Here is a 14,575-nt window from a genome sequence, read left to right on the forward strand (position 1 = left end):
GACTTCTGTCCTAAAAAAAGTAAGGCCCCCTTCTAACTAATAGACTATGGGCAAATCATATGTGATTAATTCCTAAACCAATCGCCTCATGCTCAGATCCTTTTACAGGTGCACCAATCGTTCCATATAATGCAACAGCAACCCATTCGCCTTCTTTTTTTCCGTCGTATGGTGTACCGCGCACAATCGCAAACCGAAGTCCTACTGTACGAAGAACGTCTGCTAACTGAATTTGACCTCTCGTCACTCCGTACAAAGCTTCCATAATTGCATGATAAAGTGCATGTGTTTCTCTGTAAACATCTGTTTCAATAACTTGGTTGCTCTTAGCCGCTGTTTCCATTGCTGCGACAACCTTTTGCGAATTCATCGAACCCACTTTCCCCGTACAATACTTCCAACCTTTCGGAATGGATAATACAGGACTTTCATTTTCATCCGCAAGTGCCAACAGCATGGCCATACGACCAATTCGATGTGTTCCTTGAAGAAGCATGTGACTCTCTCATTTCTTTTGAATTATTTGAATATTACTTAATTTAAGAATATATGAAGACGGTTAAATCGTCAATAGTTTAAACTCACATTCAAACAATTTTTTCATCCCCTCCATTTGTGTACACAAATTATTTACACAATTTTTCCAAGCATGCTATAGTCTCACTAACAGATGCAAAAGGGCGAGATTTCAATGACGAAGCGAAAAGATATTCATTTTCGAATTGAAGAAAAATTACTTGCAAGGTTTGAAGCTGCACTCCATTACGAAGGTTTAAAGAAAACCGACGTATTAACACATGCGATTCAGCAATTTTGCACGAAGGTGGAATGTGAAAAAATGAACGATGTAAAACGTCAATATAACGTTAGCAACCATTTACAAACACGCATAGACACACATGTACATTACGAAGAAAAACACGTAGATTTAGATACGATTGTCATTAAACATTTACAACTTCAAGGGGAAGAAAACATATTAGAGGTTGGATGTGCTAGTGGAAAATTCCTTTCCCTTTTACAAACAAATGGTCATAAAGGCCCATTAACCGGATTGGATCAATCCGAAGCTATGCTTGCTGAGGCTGCTAAGACAAATAACTTAATAGAATGGAAACGAGGGGATGCTAGTAAACTCCCTTTCAAAACAAATTATTATGACCTAATAATTGCAAGACATATGTTATATCACATGAAAGATGTTGAAAAAACAATTCAAGGATTCCATAAAGTAATTCGTCCCGGCGGCTCACTTTTAGCTACAACAAATTCTAGCGTTACACTACCTCGTACAGTTGAAATGTGTAACCGCATGTTAGACGCATTTGATTTACCGAAAACAACATCATCAGTCACTCCATTTTGTTTAGAAAACGGTAAAGAGATATTACAATCCGTTTTTCCAACTGTTGAAGAAACAGTTATTCATAATGCGCTCGTTTTTCATCATGCTACTCCAATAGTAAACTATATTTCTAGCATGTTTCCATCGCTAAATATACCTGATAATACATATCTTCACGCGGAAATGAAGGAATGGCTAAAAGAAGAAGTAGAAAATGAATTATCACTTCATAACAGTATATGGCGCGATCCGAAAACGTTAGCAATTTATCGATGTCAAAAAGAAAAAAGCTAGCATTTGCTAGCTTTTACACGTTTTCTCGTAAAAGTTTCTCCATTACTACATTGCCTTTACCACCATAAAAATTGGTATTATGTTCGTCTGCCACTCCAAAATAAGAGGCAATTGCTATTCCGAATGGTACAAATGCATGCCCTTGTGCTGTAATGATATTTGAGTGTTGCACAACTTCTTTATACACGAAATTTTCTATTGGAAAACAATCGAACTTTTGATAATCTATAGTCGCAGTATAAGAAATCCCCTTAAATAAGCCCGCTTTTGCTAGCGCATACGGTCCAGCGCAAATTGCCGCCACTAATTTTTCTTGTTTATGAAATTGACGAATGATTGAAAAAAGAGATTTTGCATCTTCCAACTGTACTTCTTCTCCACCTGGAATAAGTATCCCCTCATACTCATCTACACGTACTTTACTTACTTCTATATGTGGCTGCACTTGCAACCCAGTTTCACTTATAATCACTTCTTTTGTTAAGCCCGCTGTTATGATTTCATACTTCGTTTTCAGCAATGCCGTTGCTACTGTTATTTCAAACTCTGCAAATGTTGGGTATACAAATAAAAGTATTTTTTTCATAGCCCTCTCTCCTTTAACCAGTCCATAAAATATACCTCTAAATCGTTCACTGTTAATCTATTCGTGTCCACATAATTTACAGGAAATTGTTTATACCAGTCTTTTTCAGTTTCTACTAATTTAAATTGCTCCTCAAACGTACTTCTGTTTCTTGTTCTATCATTATTTTTTCTATCATATACATTCTTCTTCGTAACATCTAAGTAAAAAATCGCATCCGAACGGCATTCTCTTAATTCATATAATTCATCTTTCAATTCAGCTTCTATATCCCACTCTTCCCCTATAATCGTTGGATAAAAGAGTGTAAAAAACTCAATATCTTCTGGTCCGCGATCAAAAATTACGACTGAATCTTTCACATTTTGAAACTCCTTAATTTTTGCTTCCATAAACATTTTTTGATTCATAATAAACCCTACTTTTGAATTCATATCTAAATTCAATTTTTTTCGCTTCTCTACAATTGGATATGGATTTTCATTTATAACTCGAAACCCTCTCTTTTCTAATCTTTTTGCTAATGTTGTTTTTCCGCTAGCCATCGGCCCTTGCAGTGAAATTACGTATGCCACGCCTATCATTCCCTTACACTTTAGTACACCTATAATATACAGAATTTTGAAAACTCTCAACATTATATATATCATCTTGTTTCTTATTCTTATCTAACTTATAATGAAAAATAGAGATTATGACGGACGCATCAATAATGTAAGCTTGGAAATCCAAGCTTACATTATTTTTTGCTTTCCCTTTTCTAATAAAAAGAGTATACTATATTAGAACGTATGTTCTTAATAATTACATACAGTAAGGAGATAGAACAATGGTATACGACACAAAAGCAATTTCTTGGAATGAATCTTTAAAACAACTTCAACGCCGCTATACAAACAAACAAGTTGACCGAAAAGAATTTGAGGATATTGAACTGATGGAATTCTTCCGCGATAACGACTACATTTCTTTACCTACACATATAAGCGGCCTATCAAAAACACGTTTTACTTCTTACTCTATTTTCACAACTGAAGATAAAGATCGTAAAGTTGGCACACTTATTATTGAGTATGTTGAAGACGATAATAATAATTTATGTGTTGAACAACTATACTTCGTTTAAACTATAACGCTTGGTCAAAATGACCAAGCGTTCTTGCTTTCTATGAATCTCACTGTATATAATATGAATAAAAGAAAACCGCTATCATTAAGGGGGGGATATGCTTGCTCGAAGGATGGTTCAGTTGGTTCATTGTATTATGGACGGTTATTTTATTAGGGCTTATGTCTATCGGTGGATACTTTATGTTCAGAAAATTTTTAAAACGTTTACCAAAAGAAGACGGCATGTCCATTCTAGATTGGGAAGAACACTACATAAATAAAACGAGACATTTATGGGCTGACGAACAAAAACAATTGTTAGAAGAGCTTGTAAGTCCTGTTCCAGAACTATTTCGCGATGTTGCAAAATCAAAGATCGCTGGAAAAATCGGGGAACTTGCATTACAAGAAAATGCCTCTCAAATTACACAAGACTTAATTATTAAAGGATATATCATTGCCACACCAAAGCGTGATCATAAATTTTTAATAAAAAAACTACAAGAAAAAAAGATTGATTATTCTAACTATCAATCTTTACTCGCAAAGTAACTCCATATTATTTTCGATAAAAAGACAGCGCCTTTGACGCTGTCTTTTTATTTGGTACATATACAGTTTTTAAGTTAGCTTCATATCTTTTTCATTATAAAAACCATCTTCTTTTTCCATTTCCTTCTGTAATTTCGTAAAGGAACGATACATTGCAATTCTCCATGACACAATCATCGCAAACGCTAGTAAGAAGAACATGCCACTAAGTTGTCCTAAATCAAGAGATTGGCTTAAGTATGTTTTAAATACAATCCGCACTACAAGTAGTCCAATTAATATAAAAACAAAGGCTTTTGAACGCTTCAAATAAATCTCTTGTCCTCTAATTTCAAATTTAGATGTTTTAATAAGAAAAATAGAGAAAATCAAACCGACACCAATCGCTTCTAACATTTCTGCTGGAGTTAATCGAAATTCAGGAAAAACATACATCAATGCGCCCGTACTCATAAAAAATGGTGGAAGTATAATTTTTTTCAATGTTGCAGGTTTCTTAGCTGCTTTTAAACGAATAAACATCGCACCGACAGCCATACAAACAGCAACGATACTGGATAAAACAACTATGTTCATATTTTCTCATCCTTTTTTGTGGCTATATGCAAAATATACTTTCATTATATGCTTTTCCGTTAGTATTTCCAACATTTTCGCAGAATAATACTAAAAACCGGTAAAACCACCAAATAAACTTGAGAAATATACGATAATTTTCGTCATCCAGTTAAAGTATAGGAAGACACCCATAACAATCATAATATATCCTCCGATTTTCATGAAGGCCATACTATTTCTTTTAATCCAAGACATTTTCGTAATAAAGAATGACAGTACGAAAAACGGGATAGCAAACCCTAGTATGTAAGCAATCATGTAAATCATTGCTGATTCTGGGTTTGTTGCTGCTAATCCAATTACGGACACTAGAATTGGTCCGGTACATGGCGTCCACCCTGCTGCAAAGGCTAATCCAATTAGTACTGATCCAAAATAGCCACTTGGACGATTTTTAAATGTAAATTTACGGTCTTGCATTAAAAATTTCGGCTTAAACACCCCGACAATAATTAAACCGAACACGATGATAAAGATACCACCTAACTGTCTGATTAAATCTTTATAGTCAGTAAAGATTCCTCCAATAAAACTTGTACCAAATCCAATTGCAATAAATATAATTGAAAATCCAAGTAAGAAAAACGCTGTATGTATCATACTTCTTTTGCGAAGCATTGCATTTTCTTCTTTCAATTCAGAAACCGACATACCTGTTATGTACGATAAAAATGCCGGATAAAGCGGTAAGCAACATGGGGAAATAAATGATAAGAACCCGGCGCCAAACGCTAAAAAAATACTAATATCTTGCATCATTCCACTCCTCTCCCTAAATATTGTAACAAAAACACATAAAAATACTATGAACAATTCGTGAAATCACTTTTACAACGTGGCAATAAGAAAAAACATATTTCCTCACAGTTTCTAATAAAACGTTTTCATTTCCTTCTATTATATAGAAAAAACTCAAATGCATTATGAAACTCCTTTAATTGTTATTAACATAACAAAGGTAACATAGTTTCTCAAATAATTAGCACGCTACTAGTACGTCTATATACATATTGGTTTAAAAAATATTTTTTTCAAATGCTGTCTCTATACAATGCAAAGTTGATTTTATAATACTTCTACTATTAATAATTTCAAGATTATGCATAAATATCATACTTTTATTATTATTCTATAAAATGTCATACTTTTCTTTCATTTGACCCTTTATTTCTAATTTTGTATACTTCCCTCTAGTTATATATTTTCGATACGGAACAACTTCATATAGATGGGAGGAATTTTTCATGCTTCGTTATTCTCTTTTAGTTTTATTAGGAGCGTGTAGTTATGGAATTTTAGCTATTTTTGTTAAGCTTGCATATGCAGAAGGATTTTCACTTGGAGAGGTAATTGGCAGCCAATATTTGTTTGGTTGGATTATTTTGCTTGCTATTACACTTCTATTTTCTAGACATCGCGTTCCTTTAAAGCAAGCATTACTTTTATTCGTTGCAGGAACATCTGCAAGTTTTACCGGAATTTTTTATTATGCCTCATTAAAAACTGTACCAGCTTCTATTGCAATTATTCTTTTATTCCAATTCGTTTGGGTCGGAATTATCATTGAAGCAGTCGTAACAAAAACATTACCTTCAAGAGAAAAAGTTATTTCTGTTATTTTCTTACTTGTAGGGACATTTTTATCAAGTGGTTTACTAGAACAATCAGCAGGTGCTTTCGATACGACTGGAATCATTTTAGGTTTATTATCTGCTGTTACATTCGCAACATACATTTTCGTGAGCGGAAAAGTTGCTGTTGAAGTACCTTCATTACCGCGCGGTGTTCTCTTAATGACTGGTGCTTTAACTTTAGTCATGATTGTATTCCCACCAACATTTATTTTTAATGGTGCCATTTCTCAAGGTCTTTGGAAATACGGTTTAGGATTAGGAACATTTAGTATCGTCATTCCATCTATTGCCTTTACAATCGGGATTCCAAAAATCGGTTCTGGCTTAGCGACTATTCTTGGTGCAGCGGAACTACCAGTTACAACAATTATGTCAGTATTCGTTTTAAAAGAGGCTGTACTATCTTCACAATGGTTCGGTGTATCACTTATATTAATTGGGATTGCAATCCCGCAAATTGCATACGCAATGCGTGGACGTTATCGTAAACATCATACGCATAAAAAAGTCGCAGCATAAAGTGAAACTTTAATTAGTTGAACCAATCGGGCTTTTATGAGATAAACGAGAGAGGATTTCCATTTGAGAATCCTCTCTTTTATTGTTGTATACTTATGGTAAATATTTTGCTTAAGAAAGAAGGCATACTACATGGTATCTATTTCAAATCACCTAAAAGAAAAACTTATTTCCATCCGCCGACATTTACATGAGTATCCAGAACTATCATATGAAGAGTTCGAAACAACAAAAGCAATAAAAAATTGGTTAGAAGAAAAAAACATTACTATCATTGATTCCAATTTAGAAACAGGAATTATCGCTGAAGTATCTGGTAATAAAAACGGGCCAATTGTAGCAGTTCGTGCTGATATTGATGCCCTTCCTATTCAAGAAGAAACACATGTGTCCTATGCATCTAAAGTGCCAGGGAAAATGCATGCTTGTGGACATGATTTTCATACAGCTGCTATTTTAGGTACTGCTTTCTTATTAAAAGAAAGAGAATCTTCCCTAAATGGAACGATTCGCTTCATATTCCAACCAGCTGAAGAAAGTAGTAATGGCGCTTGCAAAGTTATTGATGCTGGACATTTACGTAATGTGCAAGCGATTTTCGGCATGCATAATAAACCTGATTTACCAGTAGGTACAATTGGCATTAAAGATGGTCCACTGATGGCCGGAGTTGATCGATTTGAAATTGAAATTCACGGAGTTGGTACACACGCGGCTGTACCAGATGCTGGCGTAGATCCTATTGTCGCATCCTCTCAACTTGTGATGGCACTGCAAACAATTGTAAGCCGAAATATAAGTTCATCTCATAATGCGGTTGTTAGTGTTACAAATATTCATGCAGGAAATACGTGGAACGTGATTCCTGAAAAAGCTACGTTAGAAGGAACTATTCGCACGTTCCAAGCTGAAACACGTGAAAAGATCCCAGCACTCATGGAGCGTATTATTAAAGGTGTATCTGATGCATTAGGTGTAAAAACGGAATTCCGTTTTTTTTCAGGTCCTCCTGCTGTTCACAACGATAAAGCTCTTACAGACTTATCTACTCACGTTGCCACAAAGATGAATCTTAATATCATCTCGCCTAGTCCGTCAATGGCTGGAGAAGATTTTTCATTTTACCAACAGGAAATACCAGGTTCATTCGTCTTTATGGGAACGAGCGGTACACATGAATGGCATCATCCTGCTTTTACAATTAATGAAGAGGCACTGCCTATAAGTGCCGAATACTTTGCTTTACTAGCCGAAAGAGCACTTAAACAATTCTCATAAAAAAAGCCGTTCAAAGTGCATCTCAGCACCCTGAACGGCTTTTCTTATTAAGTTAAATCACGTTTTAAAAACACAGTATATGAAATACATAAAAATACGAACAAATAAAGTAGTAACATACATGATGCAAACGGGAATGTTACTCCATCAATAAAACTTCCATTCTTTGAAATACTATATAAATCTGTGTTTGCTGGCAATAAATATTTCGCCCAGTTATATCTAGTGGCTGCTAATAACGCAATATTGCCTGATAAAGCAAGGAATAGTGAAATACCAATTGCACCTCCACTAGATCTCGTTAACACAGAAATCATAAATGCAAACGATGCATACACAACCGTTGGTAACCACGATAAAACATAATATTTACTTGCTTCCACAAAAATATTTTGTTTTATTATATTTCCATCTTGGAAAATAAACTCACTCCATGCAGGCTGTTGGAATTTATAAATAACAAGTCCACATAAAACGGAGAAAATCATATTAAATATAAACAATAAAGCTGCAAATATAACGATTGCTAAAAACTTTGCTGTTAAAATTTTAAATCGACTCGCCGGACGGATTGTTAAAAATTTATATGTTCCCCAGCTATATTCATTTGCAAAAATTGTACTTGCATACACGAGGATAAATGGGAGCAAAATTGGAAATACGATAAAACCTGTATCTCTCATGAAAGAAAGTGGAGAACTGCTTGCCGGTGCTGTATCCGTATCTAAATGCTTCATCTTAAGCTGGTATTCTTTTACAAGCTCATCCCCTGATTTTTCTGCTAAAATAGCTTCTTTTTTCATGCCAAGCTTTTTCTCAATTTCTACAGTACGTTCTGTATAATCTACTTTCCATCCTTTTGTTTCCGGTTCAAAATACTTTACCGTAACCCACCCTAATCCGATTATTAATACTGCAATAACCGCAAATGGAATAATCGTTCGCTTCCGCTTAAATATTTTATACAGTTCGTTATATACTAAATTAAACAATATCTTTTCCCCCTGTTAATTCTAAAAATTGCTCTTCTAACGTTTTTCTTTCTTCATATACACGATACACTTGAATGTTTTTCTCAAGCAATGTACGAATAACATTTGGGATTTCTTCATCTTTTACGTTAATAATTAATTCATTATCTTTTACTAAAACATCATGCCCTAACATTTCCGCTGCTTTATTCGCATCATCTACACGTATACGGATCGTCTCCATCTCTTCACTTTGACTATGCTGAATGTTTTGCGTAGCCACATATTCCCCGTGCTGAATAATGATAACTCTGTCACACATTAATTCAACTTCTGAAAGTAAGTGACTCGATACAAGTACAGCTTTTCCTTGTTCATGTGCAATTTTTTTTATGTACATTCTCATTTCATGTATTCCACTAGGGTCTAATCCATTCGTCGGTTCATCTAGTACCAACACATCCGGATCGTGAATAAGCGCCTGAGCGATTCCTAAACGTTGTCTCATGCCAAGTGAATATGCTTTTACTTTACGATTAATTACTTGTCCCATTCCTAACAATTTCACTACTTCATCGATACGTTCTTCGGTCACATTACCATTCATTCGTCCGAAATATGTTAAATTTTCATACCCGCTCAAAAAAGGATAAAATTCGGGTGTCTCAATTACCGCCCCAATTTTCGCAGCGGTTTTTTCAAATTGCTGTTTCACAGATTGACCATCAATCCATACTTCACCTTCTGTCATACGGATCATACCAACCATCATTCTCATTAAAGTCGTTTTTCCAGCACCGTTTGGTCCGAGTAAACCGACAACCTCGCCTTTTTTCACTTCAAAACTAATATTTTGTACAAGTGTCTTTGAGCCGATTCGCTTCGTTAACCGATCGACTTTTACAATTGATTGTTCATTTGTCATTCTATACAACCTTTCCTTCCCATTCTTTGTCAGGTCTTTTCACTGTAACATGATTATTTTTATGTGTAAAATAGAAAAAAGCATGATTTCTCATGCCCTTTCTTTAAACCGCAACGAATTTTCATCTTTTAAACTTCGAACAAATCGATAACATTGCATCATCGATATTAAAACGACAGTCATCATAATTACACTAATAATTACAACTGCATATATTGTAATTGGCGCACTATTTACTCCTTGTATCCCTGCGATTTTCATAAAGATAACCGTGAATAATTTCAAAAATAGCATCCCATTAATTAATCCGAAAACAAATGCTGCTCCATAAATGAATAATTGCTCCTGACATAATAAACATAGTACTTCTTTTCTTTTCATATTTTCTGCTACATAAGATGTAAACTCCTCTCTCCTCACTAGCAAAAGGGAGTACATCATTTTATATGTAGTAAAAATACATATGAAAATTAGTACAATAAACAGTGTGTAAAAATACATTTGAAATACAAATGTATCCCCTACTTTCAAAATAGCTCCTTCATTAAATTGTAACGATATCATAAAAAACAAAATCATAGTACTCATAGCAATCCAAATAAATTGCTTCATCCTTTTGGTAGCAAATGTTCTAATATTTTTTCTCGCTAACCGACATAAAGACATAAAATTCTTCCCCTACCTTATTACATACGCATTCTATACTACTAGTGTATAAAAATATGACATTTTAAACATCGCACTACAATCGGAATTTCTTCTAAGTCTTTAGTCCTAGAAAACGAAATGATAAAAAAAGCATATTTAGAATATAATTGTAAAAAGGAGGAGATTGCATGCGTATAAAATTACTATCAATCTTGTGTTTATTATTACTCACAAGTTGTAGCCAAATAAAAAACAATGAAGTTGCCATTGTTGAGCCATACAAATTAACAAAAGAGCAAGCTTCTATTTTACAAATGACTCCTTTTCCAGAAGGAAATAGCATGTTTTATAACGTTACTCTTAAAAATGATAAAGATGAAATAAATGCTACAATTGATTATTATAACAATGGTAAAAAAACAAAAGAAATTGCTAATATAGCTACCTCACATTTTTCAAAAAAGAAAGTAAAGCTTTCTTTTTTACCACCACATTTCCAATTCGATAAAGATATACAAGAAAAAAGGCAGTGGTATCTGAATATTGAAGGTGGTTCAACACTTGTTCCTGAAGAAGCGCCACCAAGCGTAAATAGCTCTGCAACTACTACAATCCAATCTATAAAAAATTTAAAATACAATCAAAAAACAACTTTAGCTGCTGTAATCCAAACCAGTAAAGAAACTGTAAGCGTTCCTATCATTGATGAAGAAACAGGTATTGATCTACTCTTAAAAGAAAATGAACACGTTTATCTATTTAGTATCGAGCTAAAAAAAGAACAATAAAGCGGAAATGCAACTTAAGTTGCATTTCCGCTTTATTGTTTAATAAGGTGTACTTTTATGGATTTGAATTAAATCCATTTTCTGTTACTACTATTACTCGTCTTCTACTTCTATTCTTTTCTTCTCTCTTGCAATTTTTAAAAACTCTAGCAGCTCTGGATTACTATTCATTTTTTTGTAAGCCACTGACATTTCTGCAACAAAATTAGAATCATATAACTCTTTATATACAACTTCTGTTTTATATAACTTATTTGCCGACACGGGTATTACTGTAATTCCAATCCCTGCTGCTACAAGCCCCATAACTGTTTGATACTCTGTTGCTTCTTGTACAATACGCGGACTAAATCCAACTTCTCTGCAAAGAGATAAAATTGTATCATACAAAGCTGGCCATACTGGTCTCGTAATAAATACAAACGGCTCATCTCGTAAATCTTCTATATGTATTTCACTTTTCTCTGCAAGCGGATGTGCCTTTGGTAAACATAAGGTGCAAGATAACCTTTGAATTGGCTCTAATTCTAATAATTGCGTTGGAATTGGTGGACGTAAAAAGCCAATATCAATACGGTTATCATGAAGTGCATGAACTTGATCTGGTGTTGACAATTCATGTAATGCAACAGACACTCTCGGAAATTTCTTTCTATATTCCCTAACAATTGATGGTAAAATATCATATATCGCCGCACCTACAAAACCAATTGAAAGTGATCCTACTTCTCCCCTTTGCGCACTTTGTGCAACTTCTACTGCTTTTTCAATTTGTTCAAACGCTTTTTTTACTTCTTTCAAAAACATTTCTCCTGCTTCTGTTAGTTCAACCTTTCTTTTCGTTCTTGAAAATAATGTAACTCCCATTTCTTTTTCTAATTGCTGTATTTGTTGACTAAGTGGTGGTTGTGTCATTTGTAAACGAGCAGCCGCCCGTCCAAAGTGTAACTCTTCTGCCACAACAACAAAATATTGCAAATGCCGTAATTCCATTTTTGGACACCCTTTTCACTTTCAATTAATATGTCTAATATATTAATAACATATAATTTATATATTAGACAAATATTTTGAATGAACGTATAGTAGAAATTGTTAATTCTTTTTTACAATTTTTATGTAAAAAAAGAAAGAGGGGTTACTGTATGAAATGGTGGAAGTTAAGCGGACAAATTTTATTACTATTTTGTTTCGCTTGGACAGGTGAATGGATTGCAAAACAGGCACACCTCCCAGTTCCAGGAAGTATAATCGGTATTTTTTTATTATTAATTTCATTAAAATTTAACCTAGTTAAAAAAGAATGGATACAGGACGGAGCAGATTTTTTATTAAAAGAACTTATTTTATTTTTCATCCCTTCTGCAGTCGCTGTCATACGTTACAGAGATACACTAACACAATATGGAATCGATCTCATTTTAATTATTATGATTAGCACTCTTTGCGTTACCTTAGTTACAGGACTTTTAACAGAATTGCTACTAAAGCGGAAAGGATCAACGCAATGATCGGATTTCTTTGTTTACTATTAACACTATTCACATATTGGCTATCAAAAAAAATGTATCAACGCTGGAATTGGAGTCTACTTTCTCCTCTTCTCGTCTGTCCCATTATTTTAATTGCTTTATTGCTCGGATTAGATACACCTTATGAAACATACGAAACTGGTGGTCACTGGTTAACTGAATTATTAAAACCCGCAACAGTTGCTTTTGCATGGCCAATCTATAAATACTTTGATTTATTAAAGAAACATGGAATGGCTATCTTACTTAATGTCATTGTCGGTTCGTTTTTATCAGTCATTACTTCAGCACTACTAGCAAATTATTTTCAAATTGATTCATCACTAGAACATAGTTTAGCGCCACATATCGTAACAACACCAATCGCAATGGCTATTTCAGAAATGATTGGTGGTATGTCACAATTAACTGCTGTCTTTGTCGTTTTAACTGCCTTAACAGGAGCATTGCTCGGTCCTTCTCTCATACGTATTTGCCGTATTAAAACAGCAATTGCAAAAGGTATTATGTTAGGAACGAGCGCAAACGGAACCGGTACATCAAAAGCATTCGAAATCGGTCCTGTGGAAGGAACAATTGCAAGTTTATCCATGCTTTTAACAGCAGGCGCTAGTTTAGTTATCGTTCCGCTTTTCTTGTCTTGGATACATTAAAGAAGCAAGTATTTACATACTTGCTTCTTTATTTATATATTGGCACAGCAATTCATAATCCTCTGGAAAAGCTAAACACAATTGTTCAACTTCATATATCCCTTTCCAAGCAATTTCATGTATTAACTCATCAGGATCTTGGATTTTCATATTACCGCCTATTTGTTTAACAAAATAATAATGGACATACACTGGAATTCCGTATGTAATACCCTCTTTTTCATATATTTTATTTACAACTTCCACATTGTAACCTGTTTCTTCCCAAACTTCCCTGATACAACATTCTTCTAGTGTCTCTCCCTTTTCAAGTCCTCCACTTGGGACAGACCACCTTTTTTCTTCTCCCTCTTTGCCCTGCAATACCATTAAAACTTCATTTTTTTCATTTACACATACCGCTGCACTACCTATCCATCTCTCCATAAACATCCCTCCCCTACTAAAATTCGCCTTCTTTATTATTTTCCCCTTGAAAAAAAGAGGAAAATAATAAAACAATGACGAAAAGTTACATCAACTTCATAGACAATCCCTTCTTAGAAATTAAAACTGGAAGGATGAAAATATGATTTCTAATTATGTTGTGGAATGTGTCTTTTGTGAAGAAAATCGAAAACCTCGCCAAGCTATTGTCACAGTTCCCGCCACTACTCAGCTACTAGCCCTTGAAAAAGTGCGCGCGGAATGCAAACGTCGCTTCGGAAAAACTGTATTATTGCAAACAGAAATTAAAGAAGAAATAATTTTCGAACAAAAAGAAAGCTGACCATAAATTGGTCAGCTTTCATATCCGATCATATTTTCACATGAAGATTAGGGGCATCCTCTTTAAGGATCGGGATTTTCCCATTATGTACGTTCCATAATGGTCATCGAACAATATATTTCTATGCAATTAACTATTGAATAGAATAGGGCAAAACTTGTTCGCATTTTTAGAAAAGGGATAGGGATATAATTCAAGTAGTACTTCGAATACTCGAACTTTACACTCATAATATTAAAACAAATCCTTTTATATGGGAAATATGAATTACCTATATAATTCATTCGTAAAATATATTAATAGTTTGCTATATTAATTTTATCCCGCTATTTGTAGGCAGTAACCCCCTACTG

Annotated in this window: 20 protein-coding genes; 9 read left to right on the forward strand and 11 right to left on the reverse strand. The window is 34.2% G+C overall.

The features are described 5' to 3' along the window. Positions 1–55: 55 nt before the first annotated feature. On the reverse strand, positions 56–496 hold the full coding sequence (gene hutP / locus RT27_RS13790) for a hut operon transcriptional regulator HutP (protein ID WP_000926516.1): 441 nt from the start codon (positions 494–496) through the stop codon (positions 56–58). A gap of 195 nt (positions 497–691) precedes the next feature. Here hutP and RT27_RS13795 point away from each other — a divergent pair, with 195 nt between their 5' ends. Continuing rightward, a complete protein-coding gene (locus RT27_RS13795; RefSeq protein WP_043936443.1) occupies positions 692–1,639 on the forward strand; it encodes a class I SAM-dependent methyltransferase in 948 nt (315 codons plus the stop codon). Positions 1,640–1,652: 13 nt separating this feature from the next. Here RT27_RS13795 and RT27_RS13800 read toward each other — a convergent pair whose 3' ends face one another. Both RT27_RS13800 and RT27_RS13805 read right to left on the reverse strand, forming a co-directional pair. Next, the gene (locus tag RT27_RS13800; protein WP_043936444.1) at positions 1,653–2,225 is read right to left on the reverse strand and encodes a DJ-1/PfpI family protein; all 573 of its coding nucleotides are present in this window, start codon (positions 2,223–2,225) and stop codon (positions 1,653–1,655) included. Then, on the reverse strand, positions 2,222–2,809 hold the full coding sequence (locus RT27_RS13805; protein ID WP_043936445.1) for an AAA family ATPase: 588 nt from the start codon (positions 2,807–2,809) through the stop codon (positions 2,222–2,224). The genes RT27_RS13800 and RT27_RS13805 overlap by 4 nt, the downstream gene beginning before the upstream one ends. Before the next feature lie 245 nt (positions 2,810–3,054). Between RT27_RS13805 and RT27_RS13810 the strand changes: the two genes are divergently transcribed. Next, the gene (locus RT27_RS13810; protein WP_000262400.1) at positions 3,055–3,351 is read left to right on the forward strand and encodes a hypothetical protein; all 297 of its coding nucleotides are present in this window, start codon (positions 3,055–3,057) and stop codon (positions 3,349–3,351) included. Positions 3,352–3,455: 104 nt separating this feature from the next. Further along, positions 3,456–3,887: a DUF2621 domain-containing protein gene (locus RT27_RS13815; RefSeq protein ID WP_000889371.1), complete on the forward strand. Its 432-nt coding sequence runs from the start codon at positions 3,456–3,458 to the stop codon at positions 3,885–3,887. Between the two features lie 69 nt (positions 3,888–3,956). Here the strand turns inward: RT27_RS13815 and RT27_RS13820 are convergent, their stop codons facing one another. The 3 genes from RT27_RS13820 to RT27_RS36220 all read right to left on the reverse strand — a co-directional run bounded on the left by RT27_RS13820 (position 3,957) and on the right by RT27_RS36220 (position 5,427). Further along, on the reverse strand, positions 3,957–4,463 hold the full coding sequence (locus RT27_RS13820; RefSeq protein WP_001028640.1) for a cytochrome c biogenesis protein CcdC: 507 nt from the start codon (positions 4,461–4,463) through the stop codon (positions 3,957–3,959). 90 nt (positions 4,464–4,553) lie between these two features. Then, positions 4,554–5,261: a cytochrome c-type biogenesis protein CcdA gene (ccdA, locus tag RT27_RS13825; RefSeq protein ID WP_001152674.1), complete on the reverse strand. Its 708-nt coding sequence runs from the start codon at positions 5,259–5,261 to the stop codon at positions 4,554–4,556. 16 nt (positions 5,262–5,277) lie between these two features. Next, positions 5,278–5,427: a hypothetical protein gene (locus RT27_RS36220; protein WP_002152557.1), complete on the reverse strand. Its 150-nt coding sequence runs from the start codon at positions 5,425–5,427 to the stop codon at positions 5,278–5,280. A 322-nt stretch (positions 5,428–5,749) separates the two neighbouring features. Between RT27_RS36220 and RT27_RS13830 the strand changes: the two genes are divergently transcribed. After that, positions 5,750–6,658 (forward strand): DMT family transporter, encoded by a 909-nt coding sequence (locus tag RT27_RS13830; RefSeq protein WP_043936446.1) that lies wholly within the window; start codon positions 5,750–5,752, stop codon positions 6,656–6,658. 132 nt (positions 6,659–6,790) lie between these two features. Next, entirely contained in the window at positions 6,791–7,936 is a 1,146-nt protein-coding gene (locus RT27_RS13835; protein ID WP_043936447.1) for a M20 peptidase aminoacylase family protein, read from the forward strand. A 47-nt stretch (positions 7,937–7,983) separates the two neighbouring features. On the opposite strand, the gene RT27_RS13840 is transcribed toward RT27_RS13835, so the two are convergent. The 3 genes from RT27_RS13840 to RT27_RS13850 all read right to left on the reverse strand — a co-directional run bounded on the left by RT27_RS13840 (position 7,984) and on the right by RT27_RS13850 (position 10,498). Next, positions 7,984–8,928, reverse strand: coding sequence for an ABC transporter permease subunit (locus RT27_RS13840; protein WP_000482760.1), 945 nt, complete (start codon positions 8,926–8,928; stop codon positions 7,984–7,986). Further along, complete coding sequence (locus RT27_RS13845) at positions 8,921–9,832, reverse strand: ABC transporter ATP-binding protein (protein ID WP_000180626.1); 912 nt, start codon at positions 9,830–9,832, stop codon at positions 8,921–8,923. Before RT27_RS13845 ends, RT27_RS13840 begins: the two co-directional genes overlap by 8 nt. 90 nt (positions 9,833–9,922) lie before the next feature. Continuing rightward, positions 9,923–10,498 carry an FtsX-like permease family protein gene (locus tag RT27_RS13850; RefSeq protein WP_043936448.1) on the reverse strand — a complete coding sequence of 192 codons (576 nt, stop codon included), beginning with the start codon at positions 10,496–10,498 and terminating at the stop codon, positions 9,923–9,925. Between the two features lie 170 nt (positions 10,499–10,668). Between RT27_RS13850 and RT27_RS13855 the strand changes: the two genes are divergently transcribed. Next, on the forward strand, positions 10,669–11,268 hold the full coding sequence (locus tag RT27_RS13855) for a hypothetical protein (protein WP_043936449.1): 600 nt from the start codon (positions 10,669–10,671) through the stop codon (positions 11,266–11,268). A 93-nt stretch (positions 11,269–11,361) separates the two neighbouring features. Here RT27_RS13855 and alsR read toward each other — a convergent pair whose 3' ends face one another. Further along, positions 11,362–12,261, reverse strand: coding sequence for an acetoin biosynthesis transcriptional regulator AlsR (gene alsR, locus RT27_RS13860; protein ID WP_029443059.1), 900 nt, complete (start codon positions 12,259–12,261; stop codon positions 11,362–11,364). A 152-nt stretch (positions 12,262–12,413) separates the two neighbouring features. Here alsR and RT27_RS13865 point away from each other — a divergent pair, with 152 nt between their 5' ends. After that, positions 12,414–12,779 carry a CidA/LrgA family holin-like protein gene (locus RT27_RS13865; RefSeq protein ID WP_000872365.1) on the forward strand — a complete coding sequence of 122 codons (366 nt, stop codon included), beginning with the start codon at positions 12,414–12,416 and terminating at the stop codon, positions 12,777–12,779. Beyond that, a complete protein-coding gene (locus tag RT27_RS13870; RefSeq protein ID WP_016080627.1) occupies positions 12,776–13,453 on the forward strand; it encodes an LrgB family protein in 678 nt (225 codons plus the stop codon). The genes RT27_RS13865 and RT27_RS13870 overlap by 4 nt, the downstream gene beginning before the upstream one ends. Before the next feature lie 12 nt (positions 13,454–13,465). Here RT27_RS13870 and RT27_RS13875 read toward each other — a convergent pair whose 3' ends face one another. Further along, a complete protein-coding gene (locus RT27_RS13875) occupies positions 13,466–13,879 on the reverse strand; it encodes an NUDIX hydrolase (protein WP_000442974.1) in 414 nt (137 codons plus the stop codon). 142 nt (positions 13,880–14,021) lie between these two features. Here RT27_RS13875 and RT27_RS13880 point away from each other — a divergent pair, with 142 nt between their 5' ends. After that, positions 14,022–14,222: a DUF3903 domain-containing protein gene (locus RT27_RS13880; RefSeq protein WP_000625226.1), complete on the forward strand. Its 201-nt coding sequence runs from the start codon at positions 14,022–14,024 to the stop codon at positions 14,220–14,222. Positions 14,223–14,575 lie beyond the last annotated feature (353 nt).

This window comes from Bacillus sp. L_1B0_5 (genome assembly GCF_000836715.1).
Classification (GTDB): Bacteria; Bacillota; Bacilli; order Bacillales; family Bacillaceae_G; genus Bacillus_A; species Bacillus_A thuringiensis_S.